Annotated in this window: 22 protein-coding genes, 3 tRNA genes and 1 pseudogene; 18 read left to right on the top strand and 8 right to left on the bottom strand. The window is 67.6% G+C overall.

Going from position 1 to position 21,923, the window contains the following annotated elements:
* Positions 1-3 precede the first annotated feature (3 nt).
* On the bottom strand, positions 4-195 hold the full coding sequence (locus AWC19_RS29240) for a hypothetical protein (RefSeq protein WP_142281238.1): 192 nt from the start codon (positions 193-195) through the stop codon (positions 4-6).
* A gap of 106 nt (positions 196-301) precedes the next feature.
* A complete protein-coding gene (locus AWC19_RS16255; protein WP_085079085.1) occupies positions 302-1,363 on the bottom strand; it encodes a pyridoxal phosphate-dependent aminotransferase in 1,062 nt (353 codons plus the stop codon).
* Positions 1,364-1,452: 89 nt separating this feature from the next.
* Between AWC19_RS16255 and AWC19_RS16250 the strand changes: the two genes are divergently transcribed.
* Both AWC19_RS16250 and AWC19_RS16245 read left to right on the top strand, forming a co-directional pair.
* Positions 1,453-1,544: transfer RNA gene (locus tag AWC19_RS16250), tRNA-Ser, on the top strand.
* A gap of 20 nt (positions 1,545-1,564) precedes the next feature.
* Positions 1,565-1,637: transfer RNA gene (locus tag AWC19_RS16245), tRNA-Arg, on the top strand.
* Here AWC19_RS16245 and AWC19_RS30700 read toward each other — a convergent pair.
* Positions 1,611-1,832 (bottom strand): annotated as a pseudogene (locus tag AWC19_RS30700) (hypothetical protein); the annotation flags it as partial. The gene AWC19_RS16245 and the pseudogene AWC19_RS30700 sit on opposite strands and share 27 nt — an antisense overlap.
* A gap of 56 nt (positions 1,833-1,888) precedes the next feature.
* Between AWC19_RS30700 and AWC19_RS16235 the strand changes: the two are divergent.
* Genes AWC19_RS16235 through AWC19_RS16215 form a run of 5 tightly spaced genes read left to right on the top strand, consistent with a single transcriptional unit; the run spans position 1,889 to position 6,403 of the window.
* Positions 1,889-2,713, top strand: coding sequence for a crotonase/enoyl-CoA hydratase family protein (locus AWC19_RS16235; RefSeq protein WP_085079084.1), 825 nt, complete (start codon positions 1,889-1,891; stop codon positions 2,711-2,713).
* A gap of 25 nt (positions 2,714-2,738) precedes the next feature.
* On the top strand, positions 2,739-3,977 hold the full coding sequence (gene lipE, locus AWC19_RS16230; protein WP_085079083.1) for a lipase LipE: 1,239 nt from the start codon (positions 2,739-2,741) through the stop codon (positions 3,975-3,977).
* A 30-nt stretch (positions 3,978-4,007) separates the two neighbouring features.
* Positions 4,008-4,199, top strand: coding sequence for a hypothetical protein (locus AWC19_RS16225; protein WP_085079189.1), 192 nt, complete (start codon positions 4,008-4,010; stop codon positions 4,197-4,199).
* Positions 4,200-4,235: 36 nt separating this feature from the next.
* Entirely contained in the window at positions 4,236-5,342 is a 1,107-nt protein-coding gene (locus AWC19_RS16220) for an Rv2629 family ribosome hibernation factor (protein WP_085079082.1), read from the top strand.
* Positions 5,343-5,401: 59 nt separating this feature from the next.
* Positions 5,402-6,403: a DUF4331 family protein gene (locus AWC19_RS16215; protein ID WP_085079081.1), complete on the top strand. Its 1,002-nt coding sequence runs from the start codon at positions 5,402-5,404 to the stop codon at positions 6,401-6,403.
* A 44-nt stretch (positions 6,404-6,447) separates the two neighbouring features.
* Here the strand turns inward: AWC19_RS16215 and AWC19_RS16210 are convergent.
* A tRNA-Ser gene (locus tag AWC19_RS16210) sits at positions 6,448-6,534 on the bottom strand.
* Between the two features lie 37 nt (positions 6,535-6,571).
* Here AWC19_RS16210 and AWC19_RS16205 point away from each other — a divergent pair.
* Complete coding sequence (locus AWC19_RS16205) at positions 6,572-7,543, top strand: NAD(P)H-quinone oxidoreductase (protein WP_085079080.1); 972 nt, start codon at positions 6,572-6,574, stop codon at positions 7,541-7,543.
* A gap of 79 nt (positions 7,544-7,622) precedes the next feature.
* On the opposite strand, the gene AWC19_RS16200 is transcribed toward AWC19_RS16205, so the two are convergent.
* Positions 7,623-8,819 (bottom strand): cysteine desulfurase-like protein, encoded by a 1,197-nt coding sequence (locus tag AWC19_RS16200; RefSeq protein WP_085079079.1) that lies wholly within the window; start codon positions 8,817-8,819, stop codon positions 7,623-7,625.
* Positions 8,820-8,940: 121 nt separating this feature from the next.
* On the opposite strand from AWC19_RS16200, the gene AWC19_RS16195 reads away from it, so the two are divergent.
* From AWC19_RS16195 to wzm, 5 genes are all read left to right on the top strand, one after another.
* Entirely contained in the window at positions 8,941-10,911 is a 1,971-nt protein-coding gene (locus AWC19_RS16195; protein WP_085079078.1) for a DUF6541 family protein, read from the top strand.
* Between the two features lie 98 nt (positions 10,912-11,009).
* Positions 11,010-11,474 carry a bacterial proteasome activator family protein gene (locus AWC19_RS16190; RefSeq protein WP_085079188.1) on the top strand — a complete coding sequence of 155 codons (465 nt, stop codon included), beginning with the start codon at positions 11,010-11,012 and terminating at the stop codon, positions 11,472-11,474.
* 11 nt (positions 11,475-11,485) lie between these two features.
* Complete coding sequence (gene wzt, locus AWC19_RS16185) at positions 11,486-12,289, top strand: galactan export ABC transporter ATP-binding subunit Wzt/RfbE (RefSeq protein WP_142281236.1); 804 nt, start codon at positions 11,486-11,488, stop codon at positions 12,287-12,289.
* Positions 12,286-13,200 (top strand): galactofuranosyltransferase GlfT1, encoded by a 915-nt coding sequence (gene glfT1, locus AWC19_RS16180; protein ID WP_085079076.1) that lies wholly within the window; start codon positions 12,286-12,288, stop codon positions 13,198-13,200. Before wzt ends, glfT1 begins: the two co-directional genes overlap by 4 nt.
* Positions 13,197-14,027: a galactan export ABC transporter permease subunit Wzm/RfbD gene (gene wzm, locus AWC19_RS16175; RefSeq protein ID WP_085079075.1), complete on the top strand. Its 831-nt coding sequence runs from the start codon at positions 13,197-13,199 to the stop codon at positions 14,025-14,027. Before glfT1 ends, wzm begins: the two co-directional genes overlap by 4 nt.
* 87 nt (positions 14,028-14,114) lie before the next feature.
* On the opposite strand, the gene AWC19_RS16170 is transcribed toward wzm, so the two are convergent.
* Genes AWC19_RS16170 through AWC19_RS29695 form a run of 3 tightly spaced genes read right to left on the bottom strand, consistent with a single transcriptional unit; the run spans position 14,115 to position 16,889 of the window.
* Positions 14,115-14,570 (bottom strand): barstar family protein, encoded by a 456-nt coding sequence (locus tag AWC19_RS16170; protein WP_158090893.1) that lies wholly within the window; start codon positions 14,568-14,570, stop codon positions 14,115-14,117.
* A gap of 50 nt (positions 14,571-14,620) precedes the next feature.
* Positions 14,621-16,573 (bottom strand): PPE domain-containing protein, encoded by a 1,953-nt coding sequence (locus AWC19_RS31410; RefSeq protein ID WP_085079073.1) that lies wholly within the window; start codon positions 16,571-16,573, stop codon positions 14,621-14,623.
* Positions 16,574-16,589: 16 nt separating this feature from the next.
* Positions 16,590-16,889, bottom strand: a complete 300-nt coding sequence (locus AWC19_RS29695; RefSeq protein ID WP_158090892.1) for a PE family protein — start codon at positions 16,887-16,889, stop codon at positions 16,590-16,592.
* An 88-nt stretch (positions 16,890-16,977) separates the two neighbouring features.
* Between AWC19_RS29695 and AWC19_RS16155 the strand changes: the two genes are divergently transcribed.
* From AWC19_RS16155 to dprE2, 5 genes are all read left to right on the top strand, one after another.
* Positions 16,978-18,405, top strand: coding sequence for an HNH endonuclease signature motif containing protein (locus AWC19_RS16155; protein ID WP_085079072.1), 1,428 nt, complete (start codon positions 16,978-16,980; stop codon positions 18,403-18,405).
* A 413-nt stretch (positions 18,406-18,818) separates the two neighbouring features.
* Positions 18,819-19,298: a GreA/GreB family elongation factor gene (locus AWC19_RS16150; protein WP_085079071.1), complete on the top strand. Its 480-nt coding sequence runs from the start codon at positions 18,819-18,821 to the stop codon at positions 19,296-19,298.
* A gap of 42 nt (positions 19,299-19,340) precedes the next feature.
* Positions 19,341-19,757 carry a GtrA family protein gene (locus AWC19_RS16145; RefSeq protein ID WP_085079070.1) on the top strand — a complete coding sequence of 139 codons (417 nt, stop codon included), beginning with the start codon at positions 19,341-19,343 and terminating at the stop codon, positions 19,755-19,757.
* Between the two features lie 31 nt (positions 19,758-19,788).
* Positions 19,789-21,156: a decaprenylphosphoryl-beta-D-ribose oxidase gene (dprE1, locus tag AWC19_RS16140; RefSeq protein WP_085079069.1), complete on the top strand. Its 1,368-nt coding sequence runs from the start codon at positions 19,789-19,791 to the stop codon at positions 21,154-21,156.
* Positions 21,157-21,921 (top strand): decaprenylphospho-beta-D-erythro-pentofuranosid-2-ulose 2-reductase, encoded by a 765-nt coding sequence (dprE2, locus tag AWC19_RS16135; RefSeq protein WP_085079068.1) that lies wholly within the window; start codon positions 21,157-21,159, stop codon positions 21,919-21,921.
* The last annotated feature ends 2 nt before the right edge of the window (positions 21,922-21,923 follow it).

The following is a 21,923-nucleotide window of genomic DNA, read 5'->3' as shown; positions in this document are numbered from 1 at the left end:
TAGTCAATAGCCCGAGTCGAGGGAACTGCCCGCAAGGTGTGGCGGGCGGCGAGCCGCCGACATTAATACCGAAGGCCTCGCGGTGGCCCGGGCGTTGAGCACCAGGGCGTCATCGATCATGAACGAGTACTCGCGGTATCCAGCGGGCGGGTGATGGAAGTTTTCTAGCCACTGGCTGGCCTCGACCTTGCCCATCGCCTTGATGACTTGGCGGCCCGCGGGAGGTGACGCGCGCCGAACCAGTCCGCCATTTTCAGCCGTTGGTCGCGGGCTGCAGCGTTGAACTTCTTGCGGGACAAAGTCATTGGTCCTTGATCCAATCGCGGGCAAACCGTAGCAGCGCGTCGTTCTCCTCCGGCGCGCCGATGGTGATCCGGACGCCGTCCGGCGCGAACGGCCGGACCACGATGCGCGCCTCGGCCGCCCGCGCTACGAAGTCCAGTGTGCGGGGCCCCAGGGGCAGCCAGACGAAGTTGGCCTGCGACGGGGGCAGCGCATATCCGGCCTCTTGCAAGCCGGCGGTGACCCGGGAGCGCTCGGCGACCACGGCGTCAGTGCGAGACAGCAACTCGTCGGCGGCGCCCAGGGAGGCGATGGCGGCGGCCTGCGAGACGTTAGTCACCGCAAACGGCACGTAGACCTGGTCCAGCGCGGTGATCAGGTCGGGGTGGCCCACCGCGTAGCCGACGCGCAGCCCGGCCAACCCGTACGCCTTCGAAAAGGTTCGCAGCACAACGACATTGCTCCGAGAACGGGCGAATTGCAAGCTGTCGGGCGACATCCCGTCACGGATGTACTCGACGTAGGCCTCGTCGATGGCGATCAGGATGTGCGACGGGACGGCCTCGACGAACCGGGTCAGCACGTCGGGGTCGACGACTGTCGACGTCGGATTGTTGGGGTTGCAAACGAAGATCAACCGCGTGCGCTCGGTCACCGCGGCCAGCATCGCGTAGAGGTCGAACGTATGGTCGATCAACGGCACCTTGACGGCGACGGCCCCGGCCACCTGCACCATAGGCGGGTAAAGCTCGAAGCTGTGCCATCCCATCACCACCTCGTCGCCGACGGAGGCGCTGATTTGGATGAGCTGCTGGCATAAACTCACCGAACCGCAACTCACCGCGACCTGCTCGGGCGCGAAGTCCGATCCAAGATGTTTCGCCAGCGCCGCCTTGAGCTGGACGTTGGCACTGTCGGGATAGCGGTGGACCGTGTCCGTGGCCCGTTCGATGGCCGCGCGCACGCTGGGCAGCGGGCCCAACACCGTCTCGTTGCTGGCCAGTTTGATCGAACCGGGCACCGTTTTGCCGGGGACGTAAACCGGGAGCCCGGACAGCTCGGGTCGCAGGCGGGCGGTCACTTCGACAGCATATGTCGGCGCTGTGTACGCTATGCCTCCGGCGGTTCGGGGACACCCGGAAGGGTTCGGGTACCCTCAAGAAGTTCGATGGAGGCGTGCCAGAGCGGCCGAATGGGGCTCACTGCTAATGAGTTGTCCCCCTCAAAGGGGACCGGAGGTTCAAATCCTCTCGCCTCCGCCACGCTGGAAAATTGAAGACGGGCGCCCGTAGCTCAACGGATAGAGCATCTGACTACGGATCAGAAGGTTAGGGGTTCGAATCCCTTCGGGCGCGCACCACTACCAGCGGCAAGGCCGTCCTCGACAACGGCCGCGTTAACGGCGAGAAACGGCCCGAGAGGGCGCCGGCATCCTCGGGCGCCTCGACGGGGTCGTCGAACCCGGCTTGGCCCCGGAACTCCGGCCTGATCACTTCACGGGCCAGCCCCAGCACGTACTCGCACAGCGGCTCGGGCGATCGACAGGATCGCGGCCGCGGGCCGGGGCGCAGATCCGGAGCCATATTTGCCACGCTACGGTCTGCATATGCGCGAAACATACGACTCGGTCACCGTCGACACCAAAGACCACGTCGCGCAGGTGACGCTGATCGGGCCGGGCAAGGGCAACGCCATGGGCCCCGCGTTCTGGTCGGAGATGCCCGACGTGTTCGCGACGCTGGACGCCGACCGCGACGTTCGGGCCATCGTGATCACCGGTTCGGGCAGGAACTTCAGCTACGGCCTCGACGTGCCGGCGATGGGCGGCATGTTCGCGCCGCTGATGGCCGAGGGCGCCCTGGCCCGCGCCCGCACCGACTTCCGCGCGGAGATCCTCCGGATGCAGAAGGCGATCAACGCCGTCGCCGACTGCCGCACCCCGACCATCGCGTCGGTGCACGGCTGGTGCATCGGCGGCGCCGTCGACCTGATCTCCGCGGTCGACATCCGCTACGCCAGCGCCGACGCCAAGTTCTCGGTGCGCGAGGTCAAGCTGGCCATCGTCGCCGACATGGGCAGCCTGGCCCGGCTGCCGCTGATCCTGAACGACGGGCACCTGCGCGAGCTGGCGCTGACCGGCAAGGACATCGACGCGGCCCGGGCCGAGAAGATCGGGTTGGTCAACGACGTCTTCGAGGACGCGGACAAGACGCTGGCCGCCGCCCACGCCACGGCCTCCGAGATCGCGGCCAACCCCCCGCTGGCGGTCTACGGCGTCAAGGACGTCCTGGACCAGCAGCGCACGTCGGCCATCTCGGAGAACCTGCGCTACGTCGCGACCTGGAACGCCGCGTTCCTGCCGTCGAAGGACCTCACCGAGGGCATCTCGGCGACGTTCGCCAAGCGTCCGCCCCAGTTCACCGGCGAGTAGTCCGGCTGCACGTACCCTCGCTGGGGTGACGACACCTGACGGCAGGATCCGCGTGCCGGCCGACCTGGACTCGGTGACGGCGGTCGGCGAGGAGGACCACTCCGGGATCGACGGCGCCGCCGTCGAACGGATCTGGCAGGCCGCGCGCCATTGGTACCGGGCCGGCTTCCACCCGGCGATCCAGCTGTGCATCCGGCATCGCGGCCGGGTGGTGCTCAACCGCGCGATCGGCCACGGCTGGGGCAATGCCCCCACCGACGAACCCGACGCCGAGAAGGTGCCCGTCACCACCGACACGCCGTTCTGCGTGTACTCGGCGGCCAAGGGCATCACCGCGACCGTCGTGCACATGCTCGTCGAGCAGGGGCACTTCTCGCTCGACGACCGAGTCTGCGAATACATCCCCAGCTACACCAGCCACGGCAAGCACCGCACCACGATCCGGCACGTGTTGACCCACAGCGCCGGCGTGCCCTTCCCCACCGGGCCCCGCCCGGACCTGCGCCGCGCCGACGACCACGAGTACGCGCAGGAGCAACTCGGCAAGATGAGGCCGCTGTACCCGCCGGGGTTGATCCACATGTACCACGCCCTGACGTGGGGGCCGCTGATGCGCGAAATCGTCTACGCCGCAACGGGTAAGGACATCCGCGAGATCCTGGCCGCCGAGATCCTCGACCCGCTGGGGTTCCGGTGGACCAACTTCGGCGTCGCCAAGCACGACATCCCGCTCGTCGCGCCCAGCCACGCCACCGGCCGCCCGCTGCCGCCGGTGGTGGCCGCACTGTTCCGCAGGGCCATCGGCGGGACCGTGCACGAGATCATCCCCTATACCAACACCCCGGCGTTCCTGTCCACCGTCGTCCCGTCGTCCAACACGATTTCGACCGCCGACGAACTGTCGCGCTTCGCCGAAATCTGGCGGCGCGGCGGGGAACTCGACGGTGTGCGGATCATCAGCCCGCAACGGATGTACGGCGCCGTGCAGGAATGCCGGCGCCTGCGGCCCGACGTCGCGGTCGGCCTGCAGCCGGCCCGCTGGGGCACGGGCTACATGCTGGGCACCAAGCGGTTCGGGCCGTTCGGGCGCAACGCCCCGGCCGCGTTCGGGAACCTCGGTTTGGCCAACATCGCGATCTGGGCCGACCCGGCGCGCTCGCTGGCCGCCGGCGTGATCAGCAGCGGCAAGCCCGGTCGCGATCCCGAGATTCGGCGCTACACCGCGCTGATGGACACCATCGCCGCCGAGATTCCGCTCGGTTGATCGCCCACGGCGGTGGGAACCCTGCCGACCATGGCTACTTATCGAGTGCTCAACCCCAAGGGCGACGTCGTCGCCACCAAAGACATCGAAAGCGCCGACAAAGCACACGCATGGTTCGCCGACGAGGCCGTCGAAGGCACCGAACTCGGCTGGCGCATGGAAGTCGAGCACGACGGCGAATGGCACTTCTTCGACAGCAGCGAGGGCGACAGAAGCTACTGACGTTTGTGCTCACCGGGGGCGGGCAACCAGAAACTTATGGATCCTGAACGCTTCCGAAAGCTGCAGGACGCGCGGGGCCCGTTCGCCTCGGTGTACTTCGACGACTCCCATGACACGCACGACGCGGAGGCTCAGCTCGAGCTCAAGGCGCGCGCCGTCATTGAGGAGCTCGGAAGGCACGGCGCGGACATGGCCGTGCTCGACGCGGTCGGCAACGCGATCACCGACCTGCGCGCGCCGATCGGGCGCAGCGGCCGCGCCGTGGTGGCCGGCGCCGACGGCGTCCTGCTCAACGAGCACCTGACGACGCCGATCGCCGAGACCATCGTGCGCGTCTCGAAGCTGCCCTACCTGCTGCCGCTCGTCCGCTACGCCTTCGACCATCCCGATTACGTGCTGGTTGAGGTCGACCACACCGGTGCCGACATCACCACCCACATCAACGGTGCGCTGCACACCGAAACCGTCGACGGCGGCGGCCATCCGGTGCACCACGCCGCCGGGGCGGAGACCGCCGGGTACGGCGATCCCCAGTTGCGCAGCGACGAGGCCGCCCGCAAGAACGTGCGAGCCGTCGCCGACCGGGTCGCAGAGCTCGCCGACGGCAAGGCGGTCGGGGTGATCTTCGTGGTGGGCGAGGTGCGGTCGCGCTCGGACCTGCTGGCCGAGCTGCCGGAGCGGCTGCGCGGGCGGGCCGTCCGCCTTAAGGTGGGGGCGCGGCACAGCGGACACGACGACAACGAGGTCCAGCGCGCCATCGGAAACGAGTACGGCAAGCGGCGGCTGAAGGCGATCGACGATGCGGCCCAGCGCTTTGCCGCCGAGATCGGGCGGCAGTCCGGGTTGGCCGCCGAGGGCCTCGGCGCGGTCTGCTCGGCGTTGCGCCAAGGCGCCGTCGAGACGCTGATCGTCGGGGACGTCGGCGACGCCACGGTGGTGGCCGACGCGGGCCTGACGACCGTGGCCCCCAACGCCGACGTGCTATCGGAGCAGGGCGCCGCGCCCGACAGGACGCTGCGCGCCGACGAGGCGCTGCCCGTGTTCGCGATCTCGGTCGGGGCGTCGCTGATGCACGCCGAGGACCGGCTCAACCCGGCCGACGGCATCGCCGCCCTGCTGCGCTACGCGCCGACGCTGCACTGAATCGCCATGCTGGCGTGGTTTCGACGCGGTGGCGTCGGGTCATGTTGTTTCATACCGGTATGTCGAACCATTTCACCGGTCTCAGCCTCGGTCCCCCGCTCGGCGATCAACGACTCGATCTCTGCGACCTGTATGCCTTTCAGGCGCCGTCGGACAACTCTCGGACGGTGCTGATTCTCAACGCCAATCCCAACGCGGACGCGCTGCACCCCGACGCGATCTACCGCCTCGCGATCGACAACGATGGTGATCTGCTCAACGACATCGCGTTCAGCTGTGTGTTTTCCACCCCGCAGCACGGGCGGCAAACCGTCGACGTGTTCATGGCGCGCGGAGAGCAAGCCCGCTCGCCGGAACCGGTTGGGACGAAACTGTTCGACGCCATCGACGTCTCGTTCGGCAAGACGCCGAACATCGCAAGGTCCGGTGACTACACATTCTTCGCCGGCGCCCGCAGCGATGCGTTCTTTTTCGATTACGACGGCATCAAGAACCTGTTTGACACCTCGGGCGGGCGGAACTTCACCGCGCCGCACCTAGGCGGGAAATCGCCCTGGACGGGCCAGGATTCGAACGCGACGGCAAACGTGTTCTCGATGGTGTTGGAGCTGCCGACGGCCGAGCTGGACGCCGATCCCGACATCCGGATCTGGGGTCGCTGCAGCCTGCGGCGCGACGGCAAACTCGAGCACGTCGATCGTGCCGGCCACCCGTCGGTGAGCAGCTTCTTCAACACCGACGACACCAAGCTGGAATACAACGCCAGCGAACCCGTCAACGATCGGGCGCGGTGGACAGATCAGTTCGTCCACCTGATGGGTCACACCGGAAACTACACGCGCGAGGAAGCCCTCGCCGCCATCGAGACCGAGGGCACCCTGCCCGACATGTTGACGTTCAATCCGGCCAAACCCGCCAAATACCCGAACGGGCGGGTGTTCACCGACGACGTCATCAACTACCGGCTGGCATTTCTGACCAAGGGTGACTGCCCACCGACCGGCCTGAGCCCGCACACCGACACCCTGAAGGAGTTTCCGTACCTGGGCCCCCCGCACTGACCGATGGCCGGCGGCGGCGTAACGGCTGGCCCGCGACGCCCGCGCGGTGGCGGAGGGATTTGAACCCCCGGACGGTGTTAGCCGTCTCTCGCTTTCAAGGCGAGTGCATTAGGCCGCTCTGCCACGCCACCGCTGTTAAGGGTAACGGGGCTCGGTAGCGTTGCCCCCATGCGCGCCATCGTCGCCAAATCCCCCGAGCAACTGTCCTGGCAAGAAGTTCCCGACGCGACCGCCGGCCCCGGCGAGGTGCTGATCAAGGTCGCCGCGGCCGGCGTCAACCGCGCCGACCTGCTGCAGGCCGCCGGCAAGTACCCGCCCCCGCCGGGGGCGAGCGACATCATCGGCATGGAGGTGTCGGGCGTCATCTCTGACATCGGCGGCGGTGTCACGGAATGGTCTGCGGGACAACAGGTTTGCGCTCTGCTGGCCGGCGGCGGATACGCCGAATACGTCGCGGTCCCCGCCGGGCAGGTGATGCCGATTCCCGCTGGCGTGGACCTCGTCGACGCGGCGGGGTTGCCGGAGGTGGCGTGCACGGTGTGGTCCAACCTGGTGCTGACCGCCCACCTGAGCGAGGGCCAGCTGCTGCTGGTGCACGGCGGTGCCAGCGGCATCGGCACCCATGCGATCCAGATCGCGAAAGCGCTGGGCGCGCGGGTGGCCGTGACCGCCGGCTCCGCCGCCAGGCTCGACTTCTGCCGCGAGCTGGGCGCCGAGATCACCATCAACTACCGCGACGAGGACTTCGTCGCGCGCCTCCATGACGAAACCGACGGCGCCGACGTGATCCTCGACATCATGGGAGCCTCGTATCTGGACCGCAACATCGACGCCCTGGCCGCCGACGGGCAGCTGGTCATCATCGGCATGCAGGGCGGGATCAAGGGCGAGCTCAACATCGGCAAGCTGTTGGCCAAGCGGGCGCGGGTCATCGGCACCACGCTGCGGGGCCGCCCGACGAGCGGCCCGAACGGCAAGAGCGAGATCGTGCGCGCGGTGGCCGCGTCGGTATGGCCGATGATTGCCGACGGCCGGGTGCGGCCGATCATCGGCGCCCGGATGCCGATCCAGCGGGCCGGCGACGCGCACCAGGACCTGGCCGCGGGCAAGATCACCGGGAAGATTGTGCTGACGGTCTGACCGGTTCGCGAGCGTAACTGAGCTGCGATTTGAGCACCCGAGTTTCGCAGTGGCGTCACGCTCGCGGCGCCCGGGCGGTTTACCCCAACGACGCCAGGGCGCGCACCAACTGATCCACCTCGGCCGTCGTCGAATAATGCGCCAGCCCGACCGTCACGGCGCCACCCACATCGTTGACTCCCAGCACGTCGAGCGCGCGCGAGCTCTCGTTGCCGATGGCCAGCACCCCATTGTCCGCCAGCCGCTGCACCACCCGCTCGGCGGGCACGTCCTGCAGGGCGAAGCTGACGACCGGGATGCGCGCCTCCGGGCGGCCGATCACCATCACCAGCGGCAGCGACCGCAGCGACACCATCAGGTAGTCGAACACCCGGTTCATGTACGAGGTGGCCGACTGCATCGACAACGACAGGCGTTCGCGGCGGCCGCCGCGCGCGGTCTCGTCGAGCGCGGCGAGGTATTCGATGCTGGCGACCACGCCGGCCAGCAGGCCGAACTGATGCACCCCGACCTCCAGCCGGGCGGGGCCGGCGGCGTGCGGGTCGTTCGCGATCGAGCTGAACGTGTTGATCAGCGCCGGGTCGCGGAACACCAGCGCCCCGATCGGCGGGCCGCCCCAGGCCAGCGCGTTCACCGCGACCACGTCGGCGTCGGTCTCCTTGACGTCGAGCAAGCGGTACGGCGCGGCCGCGGAGTGGTCGACCACCACCAGGCCGCCGACGTCGTGCACCAGCTTGGTCATCGCCCGCAGGTCGGTGACGGTGCCCAGCGTGGCCGACGCCGACGCGACGGCGACCAGCCGGGTCGACTTGCCGACCAGGCTTTCCCACTGCCACGTCGGCAGCTCGCCGGTCTCGATGTCGATCTCGGCCCACTTGACCTTGGCGCCGTAGCGGTGCGCCGCCCGCAGCCACGGCGCGATGTTGGCCTCGTCGTCGAGGCGGCTGACGATCACCTCATAGCCCAGGCCGGCCCGCGAGGACGACGCCTCGGCCAGCGACGACAGCAGGATGGCGCGATCGGCGCCCAGCACCACGCCGGCCGGGTCGGCGTTGAACAAATCGGCCACCGCCGCGCGCGCCGCCTCGAGCACGGCCACACTGCGCCGCGCCGAAGGGTGCGCGCCGCCGGTGGTGGCGGCGGACCGGCGGAAGGCGGTCGACACCGTCGTCGCCACGGAATCGGGAATCAGCATGCCGGCCGGGGCGTCGAAGTGCACCCACCCGTCACCCAGCGACGGATGCAGTCCGCGCACCCGGGCGACGTCGAAAGCCATGCCAGCCACCTTAAAGCTTCCGCAATTCCCGCCAAATCGTGGCGGTAGCGGGTGCCCTATCGGCGTTCTCCCCGGACGGAGGCATCGCGAGCCAGGTCACCCGGCCAGCCATACTAGTCGAGTGGGGCTCTGGATCGGAACGCTGATCGCACTGTTCTTGCTGATAGCCCCCGGTGCCGTAGTCGCGCGGATCACCCAGCTAACCTGGCCGGTCGCTCTCGTGGTCGGCCCCGCGCTCACCTACGGCGTGGTGGCGCTGGCGATCATCCCCTTCGGGGCGCTCGGAATCCCTTGGAACGGTTGGACTGCGCTGGCCACACTGGCCGTGGTGTGTGCGGTCGCGACGGGTCTGCAGCTGCTGCTGGCCCGCTACCGCGATGCCGAGGCGGAGGCGCGCGGCATCGGCCGCGGCCCGGGGGCGCTGGTGGCGACGGGGGTGGTGCTGGGCGCCGCGCTGATCATGTGGGCGGGGTACCGCGGCCTGACGCATTGGGAGTCGATCCCGAGCACCTGGGACGCGGTGTGGCACGCCAACACGGTGCGCTACATCCTCGACACCGGCCAGGCGTCGTCGACCCACATGGGCGAGCTGCGCAACGTCGAGACGCACCAGCCGCTGTACTACCCATCGGTGTTGCACGCCCTGACGTCCGTCTTCTGCCAGCTCACCGACGCCGCGCCCACCACCGGCTACACGCTGTGCGCGCTGGCCGCGTCGGTGTGGCTGTTTCCGTCCAGCGCGGCGACCCTCACCTGGTTCCTGTTGCGCCCGATCAGCTCCCAGTGGCGCACGGCCGGGGTGTCGGCCACCGCGGCCGCGCTGTCGGCGTCGTTCACCTCGGTGCCCTACGTCGAGTTCGGCGTCGCCGCGATGCCCAACCTGGCCGCCTACGGCGTCGCGATCCCGACGTTCGTTTTGATCGCGTCGACGCTGCGTCACCGCGACCGCATCCCGGTCGCCGTGCTGGCGCTGGTCGGTGTGCTGTCGATGCACCTCACCGGCGGATTCATCGTGATCCTGTTCCTGCTGGGCTGGTGGTTGCTGGACGCGCTGTGGCACCCGGCGCGCGGTCGGCTGCCCGACGTGCTGACGCTGGCCGCGGTGGCGGCGCCGACGGCGGCCATCCTCGCGCCGCAATTCATCGGCGTGCTGCGCCAGGCCGACATCATCGCCGGGCACGCGTTCCCGAGCTTCAAGAGCGTCAAGCAGGGCATCATCGACGCGCTGCTGCTGCACACCCGCCACCTCAACGACTTCCCGATCCAGTACGGCCTGGTCGTGCTCATGTACGTCGGCATGGCGATGCTGCTTTACAAACGGATCTGGTGGCCGCCGGCCGTGTGGCTGGTGCTGACCGTGGCGACCATTTACTCGGGGGCGCCTTTTCGCAACCCGGTCGGGCGGGCCATCGAGGAGTTCAGCCAGTTCTTCTACAACGACCCGCGGCGGCTGACGGCGGTGGTGACGATGCTGGTGACCCCGATGGCCGCCATCGCCTTGTTCGCGGTCGTCGCGGGGGCGGTCGCGCTGGCCAGACGGGTCACCGACCCTTTCATTCGGGTACGCGCCCCGATCTGGACCGCCGCCACGGCGGTCCTTCTTCTGGTGGCCACCGTGCTCAGCGGCCGGCACTACCTCTACCGGCACTTGGTGCTGTTCGGTGACAAGTACGACTCGGTGATGGTCGACCAGCGCGACCTGATGGCGATGGCCTACCTGGCCAAGCTGCCCGGCGCCCGCGACACGGTGGTCGGCAACTCCAACGTCGACGGGACCGCGTGGATGTACGCCGTGGCCGACCTGCACCCACTGTGGACCCACTACGACTTCCCGCAGCAGACCGGCCCGGGTTACTACCGCTACATCTTCTGGACCTCGGCGCGCAAAGGCGATTCCGATCCGAAGGTGGTCGAGGCGATCAGGGCGCTCAACATCAGGTACATCCTGACCAGCGTGCCCAACGTGAGAGGGTTTGCTACGCCCGACGGACTAATCTCGCTGGAGAAATCGACGTCGTGGGCGCTGATCTACGACAACGGTGGGGCCAAGATCTACGAATGGCGCGGCAACGCCCCGGCGACCCACCCCTAGACGCACGAGGACGGTGAACTGAGTTGAGTAACGGCAGTGGCGGCCCAGACGGCCCCGACGACAACGGCATCGAGGTCATCGGCGGCGTCGACCCGCGGATGATGGCGATCCGCCAATCGGAGGAGGGCGACGATTCCGACGAGCGGTCCCTGACGGACCTGGTCGAACAGCCGGCCAAGGTGATGCGGATCGGCACCATGATCAAGCAACTGCTCGAGGAGGTGCGCGCCGCACCGCTGGACGAGGCCAGCCGCAACCGGCTGCGCGAAATCCACGCCACCAGCATCCGCGAGCTCGAGGAAGGCCTCGCGCCGGAGCTGCGCGAGGAGCTCGACCGGCTCACCCTGCCGTTCAACGAGGGTGCCGCGCCGTCGGACGCCGAGCTGCGCATCGCGCAGGCCCAACTGGTCGGCTGGCTGGAGGGACTGTTCCACGGCATCCAGACCGCGCTGTTCGCGCAGCAGATGGCGGCGCGGGCCCAGCTCGAGCAGATGCGCTCCGGCGCGCTGCCGCCGGGCATCAGCCGGTCGGGCCACGGTTCGGGCACCGGGCAGTACCTGTAAGCGGACGCACGGTGCCGGGTCCAAGTCCTCACATCGAGACGCGCGATGCGTGGGTGGAGTTTCCCATCTTCGACGCCAAGGCGCGGTCGCTGAAGAAGGCCGTCCTGGGCAGGGCGGGCGGGACGATCGGCCGCAACAACTCGAACGTCGTCGTCGTCGAGGCGTTGCGGGACATCACCATGAAGCTCGAGCTGGGCGACCGGGTGGGGCTGGTCGGCCACAACGGGGCCGGCAAATCGACACTGCTGCGCCTGCTTTCGGGCATCTACGAGCCCACCCGCGGGTGGGCGAAGGTCACCGGGCGGGTGGCGCCGATCTTCGATCTGGGGATCGGGATGGACCCGGAGATCTCCGGCTACGAGAACATCATCATCCGCGGGCTGTTTCTGGGACAGACGCGGAAGCAGATGATGGCCAAGGTCGACGAGATCGCCGAGTTCACCGAGCTGGGTGACTACCTGTCGATGCCGCTGCGCACCTACTCCACCGGGATGCGGGTGCGGCTGGCCATGGGGGTGGTCACCAGCATCGACCCCGAGATCCTGCTGCTCGATGAGGGCCTCGGCGCGGTGGACGCCGACTTCATGAAGAAGGCGCAGTCGCGGCTGCAGGGCCTGGTCGAGCGGTCCGGGATTCTGGTGTTCGCAAGCCATTCCAACGAATTCCTGGCGCGGCTGTGCAAGACCGCGATGTGGATCGACCACGGGGTGATCCGCATGTCGGGCGGGATCGAAGAGGTGGTCCGCGCCTACGAGGGCGAGGACGCGGCCCGCCACGTGCGCGAGGTGCTGGCCGAGACGGCCGGGCAGCCATGAGCGAGACGATCTGCGCCGTCGTGGTCACCCACCGGCGCCCCGACCAGCTGGCCAAGTCGCTGGACGTGCTGAGCGGCCAGACCCGCCTGCCGGATCATCTGATCGTGGTCGACAACGATTTCGTCGGTGACGGCCGCGTCCGGGATCTCGTTGCCGGACAGCCCATTTCGACAACATACTTGGCTTCGCGCCGAAACCTCGGCGGCGCAGGCGGTTTCGCGCTGGGCATGTTGCACGCCCTGGCCCACGGCGCCGACTGGGTGTGGCTGGCCGACGACGACGGGCGCCCCGAGGACTCGCACGTCCTGGCGACCCTGCTGGCCTGTGCCGACAAGCACGGCCTGGCCGAGGTGTCACCGATGGTGTGCGACATGAACGACCCGGAGCGGCTGGCCTTTCCGCTGCGCCGCGGCCTGGTATGGCGCAGGCGCACAAGCGAATTGCGCACCGAGCCCGGTCAGGACCTGCTTCCCGGGATCGCCTCGCTGTTCAACGGCGCGCTGTTCCGGGCGTCCACCCTCGAGGCTGTCGGCGTGCCCGATTTGAGGCTTTTCGTCCGCGGCGACGAGGTGGAAATGCACCGCCGGCTGGTGCGCTCCGGCCTGCCGTTTGGCACCTGCCTGGACGCGATCTACCTGCACCCCTGCGGATCCGACGAGTTCAAGCCCATCCTCGGCGGGCGCATGCACACCCAGTACCCCGACGACCCCACCAAGCGGTTTTTCACCTATCGCAACCGCGGCTATGTGTTGTCGCAGCCGGGCCTGCGCAAGCTCCTGTTCCAGGAGTGGGTGCGGTTCGGCTGGTTCTTCGTGGTGACGCGGCGCGACCCCAAGGGCCTGCTGGAGTGGGTTCGGTTGCGGCGCTTGGGGCGTCGCGAGCGGTTCGGGAAGCCGGGAGGTGCTACGTGACGTTCTACGACGCCGCTGCCCAATCACGGACGTTCACCCGCGCCCGGGGCGACCTGGTCGACGGGTTTCGCCGGCACGAGCTGTGGCTGCACTTGGGTTGGCAGGACATCAAGCAGCGCTACCGCCGCTCGGTGCTGGGACCGTTCTGGATCACCATCGCCACCGGGACGACCGCCGTCGCCATGGGCGGCCTGTATTCCAAGCTGTTCCACCTCGACCTGGCCGTGCACCTGCCCTACGTCACGCTGGGGTTGATCATCTGGAACCTCATCAACGCCGCCATCATCGAGGGTTCCGACGTGTTCGTCGCCAACGAGGGGCTGATCAAGCAGCTGCCCACCCCGCTCTCGGTGCACGTCTACCGGCTGGTGTGGCGGCAGATGATCCTGTTCGCGCACAACATCGTCATCTACATCGTCGTGGCGATCATCTTCCCCAAGCCGTGGTCGTGGGCCGACCTGTCGGTGATCCCCGCGCTGGGGCTGATCGTGCTCAATTGCATATGGGTGTCACTGTGTTTCGGCATCCTGGCCACGCGTTACCGCGACATCGGCCCGCTGCTGTTTTCGGTGGTGCAGCTGCTGTTCTTCATGACGCCGATCATCTGGAACGACGACACCCTGCGGCAGCAGGGCGCCGGGCGCTGGTCGAAGATCGTCGAGCTCAACCCGCTGCTGCACTATCTGGACATCGTGCGGGCGCCGCTGCTGGGAGCGCACCAGGAGCTGCGGCATTGGGTCGTCGTCGTGGTGCTGACACTTGTCGGCTGGATATTGGCGGCGTTCGGGATGCGGCAGTATCGGGCGAGGGTGCCGTACTGGGTGTAAGGGCCGCCCCGTCAGAAATGCGCCTGGGAAGGAACGGAAGTTTGCAGTGCCGTCGGCATCATGTCGCTGATCTCGGCCGCGATCTGCTCAAATAGTAACTGTCGCAATTTGAGTTCCGACGGCAAGCCACCGTTCACGAACTTTAGCAAGCTGACCGCCCGGAACCGAAAGCAACAGGCCGAAGGCCGCAGGCGGATCCGCTCCGTCACGATAATAATCCCTATAAAATGGCACCTTGTTGGCGAACCAGCGGAAAATTTCAGGTTGTTCAACCAAGAACATGTGCGCATTGGTCATGTGTGTCAGGTAGCCCCGGGCAGGGGGTTTACGCAAATCGACGTTAACCAAATTGTCCAGGTCACGCATCCAATCATTGAACGCATCCTTGTTCGGGTGGTCCATGAATCGCGGCGGAAAATGCCAGGCCTCGGCGAAGGCGGCAAAAAGAGCATCGAGCGTTCCGATGTGCGCCCCATTAATGTTGCGAAGCTGGACTCTGGGTGGTGGCACAAGCGGCGCGGGTGTCACGGCGTGTACGCCCACGCAGGGTCCCTGATCAGCGGCCTGCAGAAGGAAGTCATCTAGATTCACAGTCATCGTAGCCGCCGAAATGTGCCGTAGTGATCTGAGGTATACCACGCCGACCCGTCGCTGCCCGTAACGATGCGCTCGTCGTCGCGGACTTGACCAGGGACTCTCGGATTGACGTCCCACTCTTGATAGGTGATCGGCTTGCCGGATGAATCGGTGGTCGGCAAAAGTTGATCTTCATTCTCGTAAGGACGCCCGCCTTTAGTACCCGGCGCGTTCGCCGCCTGAGGCCACTTTCCTTCATCTATCTGCTTAAGAACTTCCTGAACCTTTTGCGGGACCTGCGGACCTGGCTGATGTGGTTGCTCCGGCGCCGGTTGTGTCCAGGATGGTATGTCCGTTCGTACAGCGTCTTTGGCGGGCGTGTATTGCGCGTTTGACGAATTTAATTGTCTCTCGAGTTGGTCCTTCCATGCGTTGTATGTCCACGCCTCTTGGTTGTAGGCGTTCACCGCTTCCAGATTAGTGGGGTCCGGACGCCACGAATTGTGATGCTCGATAGCACTTATCAAATCCTGGTATGCCTTTTGCGCCGCCTCCACCGATTTCGGTATCGGCGGGCTGGCCCATGCGGGAGGAGACGGGGGCTGTAGCGGAGGTTCGCCCGGTGACGGAGGGGGAGGCGGCGGAACGGGCGGTCGCGGATCAAGCGGAATGGGGAAGGGCGGCGCCTGAGGCGCTTGTCCCGGTCCGGACCCCAGCATTTGGGCGCCGAGGCCGCTAGGACCGTTGCCATCGGGAGGCGGCCCCGGCGGGCCGCTTTGCGGCGCAGCTGGCGGTCGCGATGCCGGTGGAAGCTGTGGCGGCGGTGGGGGGTTCAGCTTGTGCGCGGGGCCGCCAAAATCTAGCTGGGGCCGTTGCGATGGCGTGGAAGCGACGGTGGGACGTGACGGTTCGGGAGGAACGTAGGCCAGCGGCTGAGCGGCCGTAAGAGGCGCGGCAGTGACGGGGCAGCGCAGCTCGACGGCGTTAAGCATGCCAGGACGCGCGCTGCTGAGCTGCTCGTCGGTTGGAGGGGTGAAACCGTCGCCGGTGGGCCGGAGATAGCTGGTGAATCCCGCGCCCGGATACCCGCTGGCGACACCACCTGGCCCTGGAGCCGATCCAGTTGGCGGCCTTAGGGTTTCGGCTCGCGACATCAATGCCTGGTCAACCAGGGAGGGGGTCAGGCCCGGCCCGGGGGGTGCGCCCGTCGTCGGCGCGGCAACGGTTTCGGCCTGCGGAGGCCGGGCGAACATTCCCGTCGGAGCTTGCGGGGCCCCGGTCACCGTCCGGGCAGAGGGTTGTGCGGCCGCGGCTGGCGTGATCGCCGCCTGCACGGCTTGCTCGCTGGCCTGCATCGTGGCACCGGCAGCGCTCACGGCTGCGTTTTCGGCCAACGCCGCCGCGGCGACAGCAGGCGCCACCGCTGATCCTCCGGGGACCGCCGGCGGAAACGGAACCATGATCGCCGCCGTACTCGCCCGCAACGCCGCCCCATACGCCGCGCCCGCGGCGGCATTGCGCGGCCACATATGCCCGTAATACTCAAAATTCAGAGCCGCGATCCGCGGGGTCATGGCGCCCAACGTGATCAGGTTGATTTGCTCCGCGGCGTGCTCCTCCATCCGATTCGCCACGGCCTGCTCGGCAGTGACCATCGACGCTAACGCCGTCTGGTGAGCGGCGGCCGCCGCCGCCACATGCGGGACCTTTTCCGTTAGCGCCACGACCAGTAGCTCGTGCTGGGTGTCCAGCGCGGTCTGCGTGGTCGCCGAGGCCCCCGCGGAAGCCCCTTGCCAACTGGTGCCATAGGTCGCCGAACCGGTCGCCGTCGACGTCGCCGCCACCGTTTGCAAATTCGCCGCGTGGGCGCTCAATGTCTCGGCATACGCCAACGTCGATGCCGGACCCGACCCCGACATCAACGACGTGTAGTTGGCCTCCGGGCTAAAACTCGGCCACGGATGCGCCACCAGAACCCCTCAACTGCTACAGCGACAAGGTCGCCGCGCGGATCGCCTCACTACTCGCCGTGGTCGCAGCCGCCGTGGACTGGGCGTCAGAGAACAAAGCCCGTGCCGCCGCATGCTCAGCAGCGGTCACGAGAAACGCCGCACCGACCGCGGCCAGCGCCGCGGCGAAGGCCGCCGAATCAGCGTCGACGCCCATCGGCCTGGCTCCCAGCAACGTCGCAGCGCCCGCGGCCGCATCCGCACCTGTTTGAGCAGCCAAATCCGCCTGGGTCGCCGCCGAAGCCCCCACGGCAGCCGGCTCCATCGCAAATACCATCGGGCCGATCCTAGCCGGGAGCCAGTAGCGCCGCAGTTCACCGAACTGAAAGTCGGACGTGTCAGTGGAGTCAACTAATCTCGAACACATGTTCGAAGCAATGTCCGATGCCGCGGTGGTGGACGCCATCACCGATGCCGGGCGCGCTCAAAACATGGCGTCCGCACGCGAGCTCGCGGCCATCGGCGAGCTGTACGCACGCCGGGCGCCGGAGGATGACGTCGAGCGGTTTAGTTGGGTCGTCGACGGGCACGAGAACGTCGTCGCGGAGGTCGCGGCAGCGCTGCGGATCAGCCGGGGTCGCGCCCGTGGTCGATTGCGCCATGCGATCGCGTTGCGTGAGCGGCTGCCACGGGTGGCGGAGGTGTTCGCGCGCGGCGATATCGACTTCCGCCTGGTGGCAGCGTTGGTGACGCGGACGGAGAACATCGACGATGCCGAGGTAATCGCCCGGATCGATGCCGCGGTCGCGCGGCATGCCCCGAAGTGGATGCGCTTGTCCGGCCCCAAGACTGCCGAGCGCATCGACATGTGGGTCGCGCGCTATGACCCGACGGGAGTTCGGGTGCCGGGCCCGCGCAACCAGGACCGCTATGTCGAGGTCGCGTGCACCGATCCCGGGCTCGCCGGGGTGTGGGCGCAACTGCATGCCACCGACGGCGTAGCCCTCGATCACAAGCTGGACGCGCTGGCGGCCACGGTATGCCCGGACGACCCGCGTACGAAAGCTCAGCGTCGCGCCGATGCTTTGGGTGCGCTGGCCTTGGGGGCCGAGGTGTTGGGCTGCCAGTGCGGCAGGGCGGAATGCACTGCGCCCCTACGCCCGACAAGCGGCAACCTGGTGATCCATGTGCTCGCCGAGCAGGCGGCCGTCAACGGCGACTCGGAAGCGCCCGGCTACCTGGCCGGGCATGGCCCATTGCCCGCAGAGCTGTTGCGTGAGATGGGCGCGCTCGCCAGAATCAGGCCCCTGTGGATCCCGCCGGGCGTGGCGGAGTCGGGCTATCGACCGTCGACGGCGCTGGCCGAATTCGTGCGGTTCCGTGATTTGACATGCCGCTTCCCCGGTTGCGACGAGCCGTCCGAATTCTGCGACATCGACCACACCGTGCCGTTTCCGCTGGGTCCCACCCATCCGTCGAATCTCAAACTGCTGTGTCGCTATCACCACCTTCTCAAGACGTTCCACGTCGGCCCGGATGGGTGGCGAGACCGACAGGAGCCCGACGGCACCGTGGTCTGGACATCACCCTCGGGCCGCGAATACGCCACCAAACCCGGTGGGAGCCTGCTGTTTCCGGCCCTGGCCGTCCCTACGGGAGCGCTGGTGTTGCCGACGGACCCCCCTCCGGCGGAAAACCGCGGCCTCATGATGCCGGCCCGCCGGCGAACCCGGGCCCAGGAGCGGGCCGCCAGGATCAGCTGGGAGCGCGGCGTCAACGAAGCGCGGATCGCCGCGGAGGCGGCACGGCGCGCCGAGCGGATCGCGGCCAGCTACGAGCCACCGCCCTTCTAACGCCGCCAAGAATCCTCCAAGGATCCGTCAAGGCGCCGGCCCGACTCTTGGCCCATACGACGACGTCTACGTCGCCACCATGCACCGAGCGGCCGCACCGCGCGCTACCGAGCGCGCAAGGTTTTCGAGACCTGCTGTGCTGCCACCGCTCCTGGCCAACCTGGGCAAGCGCCGAAACCGAACCCAGCACCGGATCGAGGCGAGCGAGAGCCGCCACAACGTGGTCACGCTCACCGCGGGACCGGTAAGGGCGCCGGGTTGGGCATAGCCAGCAAACAAGGATAGAAACCCCGCCTTCCGGGTATGCACGTGTACAACAACGGGGCTAGCCGCGGAAATGGTGGCGGCTGCCTCGTCGTGGTGCGACACTGAAGCGCTACGAAGCACAGTTGCGGCAGACAGGGTCGAAGGACGTGAGCAAAAAAGCCCCCTCAGCGGCGGACTTGGCGCGGGAGAACCTCGCCGCCGAGCTGGACCGGTTACGGCAGCGGCGGGACCGCCTCGAGGCCGAGGTCAAAAACGACCGCGGCATGATCGGCGACCACGGCGACGCCGCCGAAGCCATCCAGCGCGCCGACGAACTGGCCGTCCTCGCCGACCGGATCAACGAACTCGACCGGCGATTGCGGTCCGGGCCCGCGCCCGACGAAGACGCCGAGGCGCTGCCCGGCGGCACCGAGGTGACCCTGCGTTTCCCAGATGGGGAAGTCGTCACGATGCACGTCATCTCCATCGTCGAGGAGACCCCCGTCGGCCGCGAAGCCGAGACGCTGACCGCGCGCAGCCCCTTGGCGCAGGCCCTAGCCGGGCACAAGGCGGGCGACACGGTGACCTACCCGACGCCCCAGGGCGAGAACCGGGTCGAGCTGATCTCGGTGAAGCTGCCCCGCTGACGCAGCCCGGGCACACCCCGGTCCCGTTAGAATGAGCCCGCCATGTCTCAAGCCGCGCCGTCGGGCCCATCGCTGAGTCTGACGACGCAAGTCTGGCGCTTCGTCGTCACCGGCGGCATGGCCGGCATCGTCGACTTCGGCCTCTATGTCGTCCTTTACAAGCTGGTCGGCGTGCAGGTCGACCTGTCGAAGGCGACCAGCTTCGTCGTCGGCACCATCACGGCCTACCTGATCAACCGCCGCTGGACGTTTCAGGCGCCACCGAGCACCGCCCGGTTCATCGCGGTCATGGTGCTTTACGCCGTTACCTTCACCGCGCAGGTCGGGCTCAACCACCTGGCCCTCGCCCTCTTGCATTACCGCGCGTGGGCGATACCGGTCGCGTTCGTGATCGCGCAGGGCACCGCGACGGTCATCAACTTCGTCGTGCAGCGAGCGGTAATCTTCCGCATCCGCTGAGCCCAGCCGGGCAGGCGGTACCCTCGTCACGATGTTCACCACCAAACGGCTCACCGGTTGGGGCCGCACCGCACCCTCCGTGGCGACGGTGCTTTCCACCCCCGACCCGGACGAAATCGCCAAGGCGGTGGCCAACGCGGGTGACCTGAAAAGCAAGCGGGGCGTGATCGCCCGCGGGCTGGGCCGTTCCTACGGCGACAACGCGCAAAACGGCGGCGGCCTGGTGATCGACATGACGCCGCTCAACCGGATCCACTCCATCAGCGCGGACACCGCGCTCGCCGACCTCGACGCCGGGGTCAATTTGGACCAGCTGATGAAGGCGGCGCTGCCGTTCGGGCTGTGGGTGCCGGTGCTGCCGGGGACCCGCCAGGTCACCATCGGCGGCGCGATCGCTTGCGACATCCACGGCAAGAACCACCACAGCGCGGGCAGCTTCGGCAACCACGTGCGCAGCATGGACCTGCTGACCGCCGACGGCCAGGTCCGCCACCTCACCCCGTCGGGCGAGGACGCCGAGCTGTTCTGGGCCACCGTCGGCGGCAACGGCCTGACCGGGATCATCCTGCGCGCCACCATCGAGATGACGCCAACGGAGACCGCGTATTTCATCGCCGACGGGGACGTCACGGCGAGCCTCGACGAAACCATCGCCTTTCACAGCGACGGCAGCGAGGCCGACTACACCTATTCCAGCGCCTGGTTCGACGCCATCAGCGCGCCGCCGAAGCTGGGCCGCGCGGCGATATCGCGCGGCTCGCTGGCCACACTGGACCAGCTGCCCGAGAAGCTGCGGCGCGATCCGCTGAAATTCCAGGCGCCGCAATTCTTTACGTTTCCCGACGTCTTCCCGAATGGTCTGGCCAACAAGTACACCTTCGGGCCGATCGGCGAGCTGTGGTACCGCAAGTCCGGGACGTATCGCGGCAAGATCCAGAACCTGACGCAGTTCTATCACCCGCTGGACATGTTCGGCGAATGGAACCGCGCATACGGCCCGGCCGGCTTCGGCCAGTACCAGTTCGTGGTGCCCACCAGCGCCGTCGAGGAGTTCAAGGGCATCATCCGCGACATCCAAAAGTCCGGGCACTACTCGTTTCTCAACGTGTTCAAGCTGTTCGGCCCGGGCAACCAGGCGCCGCTGAGCTTCCCGATCCCGGGCTGGAACGTCTGCGTGGATTTCCCGATCAAGCCGGGGCTCAACGAGTTCCTCAACGAACTCGACCACCGGGTCCTGGAATTCGGCGGCCGCGTCTACACCGCCAAGGATTCGCGTACCACCGCCGAAACCTTCCACGCCATGTACCCCCGCATCGACGAGTGGATCGCCGTGCGCCGCAAGGTCGACCCCACCGGCGTGTTCGCCTCCGACATGGCCCGACGACTGGAGCTGCTCTAGATGGTGCTTGACGCCGTGGGCAACCCGCAGACCATCCTGCTGCTCGGCGGCACGTCCGAGATCGGGCTGGCCATCTGCGAGCGCTACCTGAAGAACGCGCGGGCGCGAATCCTGTTGGCCGCCATGCCCGACGACCCGGGCCGCGACGACGCCGTGGCCCAGATGAAAGCCGCCGGCGCGCGCTCGGTGGAGCTGATCGACTTCGAGGCTCTCGACACCGACAGCCATCCGAAGACCATCGACCAGGCGTTCGCCGGCGGAGACGTCGACGTGGCCATCGTCGCGTTCGGCATCCTCGGGGACGCCGAAGAGCTGTGGCAAGACCAGCGTAAGGCCGTGCGGGCCGCCGAAATCAATTACACCGCGGCGGTTTCGGTGGGTGTGCTGCTGGCCGAGAAGATGCGGGAGCAGGGCTTCGGCCAGATCATCGCGATGAGCAGCGCGGCCGGCGAGCGGGTGCGGCGGTCGAACTTCGTCTACGGCTCCACCAAGGCCGGCCTGGACGGCTTCTATCTCGGCTTGGGAGAGGCGTTGCGCGAGTACGGCGTTCGCGTCCTCGTCATCCGGCCCGGCCAGGTCCGCACCCGAATGAGCGCGCACATCAAGGAGGCGCCGCTCACCGTCGACAAGGAGTACGTCGCCAACCTGGCGGTGACCGCGTCCGCAAAAGGTAAGGAATTGGTTTGGGCGCCAGCAGCATTCCGCTATGTGATGATGGTGTTGCGACACATCCCGCGGAGCATCTTCCGCAAGCTGCCAATCTGAAC

The sequence above is a fragment of the Mycobacterium palustre genome (assembly GCF_002101785.1).
In the GTDB taxonomy this organism is placed as follows: Bacteria; Actinomycetota; Actinomycetes; order Mycobacteriales; family Mycobacteriaceae; genus Mycobacterium; species Mycobacterium palustre.
The sequence above is the reverse complement of the archived record's forward strand: the minus strand, read 5'-3'. Positions and strand labels throughout refer to the sequence as shown.